The organism is Lentibacillus salinarum, assembly GCF_042679865.1.
GTDB lineage: Bacteria > Bacillota > Bacilli > Bacillales > Amphibacillaceae > Lentibacillus > Lentibacillus salinarum.
This window is the reverse complement of the sequence record NZ_JBHTNH010000045.1, coordinates 1-1,704: the sequence shown is the minus strand read 5'-3', so window position 1 is coordinate 1,704 and position 1,704 is coordinate 1. Positions and strand designations below refer to the sequence as shown.

At 41.5% G+C, this 1,704-nt stretch carries 4 protein-coding genes; all 4 read left to right on the top strand.

Annotation, left to right across the window (positions count from 1 at the left end):
- The first annotated feature begins 231 nt into the window (after window positions 1-231).
- On the top strand, window positions 232-438 hold the full coding sequence (locus ACFQ4A_RS16495) for a helix-turn-helix transcriptional regulator (protein ID WP_382402507.1): 207 nt from the start codon (window positions 232-234) through the stop codon (window positions 436-438).
- Window positions 439-459: 21 nt separating this feature from the next.
- The gene (locus ACFQ4A_RS16490; protein WP_382402506.1) at window positions 460-843 is read left to right on the top strand and encodes a permease; all 384 of its coding nucleotides are present in this window, start codon (window positions 460-462) and stop codon (window positions 841-843) included.
- 22 nt (window positions 844-865) lie between these two features.
- Window positions 866-1,045, top strand: a complete 180-nt coding sequence (locus tag ACFQ4A_RS16485; RefSeq protein WP_382402505.1) for a DUF3976 domain-containing protein — start codon at window positions 866-868, stop codon at window positions 1,043-1,045.
- Between the two features lie 101 nt (window positions 1,046-1,146).
- On the top strand, window positions 1,147-1,488 hold the full coding sequence (locus ACFQ4A_RS16480; protein ID WP_382402504.1) for a hypothetical protein: 342 nt from the start codon (window positions 1,147-1,149) through the stop codon (window positions 1,486-1,488).
- The last annotated feature ends 216 nt before the right edge of the window (window positions 1,489-1,704 follow it).

Sequence of the window (1,704 nt, the reverse complement as noted above, 5' to 3'; positions counted from 1 at the left end):
AACCGGAGGCGCACCAACATCAACCGGAGGCGCACCAACATCAACCGGAGGCGCACCAACATCAACCGGAGGCGCACCAACATCAACCGGAGGCGCACCAACATCAACCGGAGGCGCACCAACATCAGCCGGAGCGGCAAAACTTCCCTTGTCTCACAAAAATAAATGTTAAGCACCCTTTACGTAAAGGTTACTTTACGATAAACTAATACTGAAAGCAGGTGCAGCAACGTGAAAAATAAATTAGTGGAATACAGAAAGAGGTTCAGCTATTCACAGGAAGGGCTGGCCGAAGAACTCGGGGTTTCGAGGCAGACGATTATCTCGATTGAAAAGGGAAAATACAATCCATCGCTTCCACTCGCTATGATCATGTCGGAAATTTTCCGGACGAATGTGGAGAGTATTTTTGTCCTTGAGGAAAAAGATTACAAGTGAATTTGAGGGGGGACCAGGACAATGAATAAAGATTATATGCCACGGACTTATTTTATTCTCGGTATTTTGTTTTTGCTGATGAGCGGCTTTCTAATCGTTATTGCTATTATGGCGAATGCAGCACCGGTACCAATGACTTATATGTGTATCACGTTTACGGTGGTGGCTTTTTCAGCGAGCTATTTGTATCCGCAGTTGCGGCAGAAAGATGAACGGGCGAAAATGATCAGACAAAAAGGGATGTTCTACAGCTTTTTTGCATTGCTAATTTATTTGATCGTTCTTACATTTCTTATCGGGAATGATATTGTGCCGCTGGACGCGATGGATGTACTGAATATTTTGGTGTCCTTGACCATATCTACAGTCTTCATTTCCTGGGTCATTTTAGCGAAACGATATTAGACGAAAGCGTGGTGTTAGTGCTATGCAGCAATGGTATTTTATCATCGGTTTCTTTGTTATATGGTTCCTGATGTACCTGTGGATCCGAAAAGATGTTGATGAAAATAAACGAATGTCAAAAAAGGGATTCATAAAAATGATATCTTTTATTGTAGTCATGATCGCTATGAGCGGCTTCCTGGGGTTTGTTGCGGGACGCTAGTAATTTAAATTTTTCACATCATCTCTTTCACTTGAACACGAATATATGTTCGAGTATATTGAAGTTAGATAACATTAACGAAAAGAGAGGGATGTGGTAAAATGGTGTTAAATGGGACTGTGCTTGAAAAGCCGACCGAATATGACGTGAAGACACCGGATTATGATGGACTTTGGAAGAATTTGATTGAGACATTGTTTAAGGAATTTATGCAGTTTTTCGCACCGGATATATATGAGGATATTGATTTTTCAAAGCCGCCCGATTTTCTTAAACAGGAATTGTACAAAGAAATCATTGATGAAAAGAAGGGTAAACTTATAGCCGACGAAATCGTCAAAGTGTTCCTGAAGAATGGCGAAGAAAAATGGATACTCATCCATGTAGAGGTACAGGGCTCAACAGATGAAAACTTTGGTGAGCGCATGTTCCGGTACTTTTAGAGGTTGTTCAAAAAGTCCGGTAAAAATGACACGTCGAATTTCTTCGTTGGCTTGTTTCTCCGCTGCTCATGTATCTAAAGGCATACACTCCGCTGCTCGAAACGGCACCGCCTCGAACTTCTCGGTCCTTTTTATCCTCCTTTTTATACGAAAATGGGATTTTTGCTCAAAAAAACGCAAAAAAACACCCTCCCGATAATGGGAATACCCATTTTT

Bases quoted from the DNA above. Each gene is read 5' to 3' on its own strand.
- ACFQ4A_RS16490 (WP_382402506.1), top strand. From the start codon at position 460: ATGAATAAAGATTATATGCCACGGACTTATTTTATTCTCGGTATTTTG.
- ACFQ4A_RS16485 (WP_382402505.1), top strand. From the start codon at position 866: ATGCAGCAATGGTATTTTATCATCGGTTTCTTTGTTATATGGTTCCTG.
- ACFQ4A_RS16480 (WP_382402504.1), top strand. From the start codon at position 1,147: ATGGTGTTAAATGGGACTGTGCTTGAAAAGCCGACCGAATATGACGTG.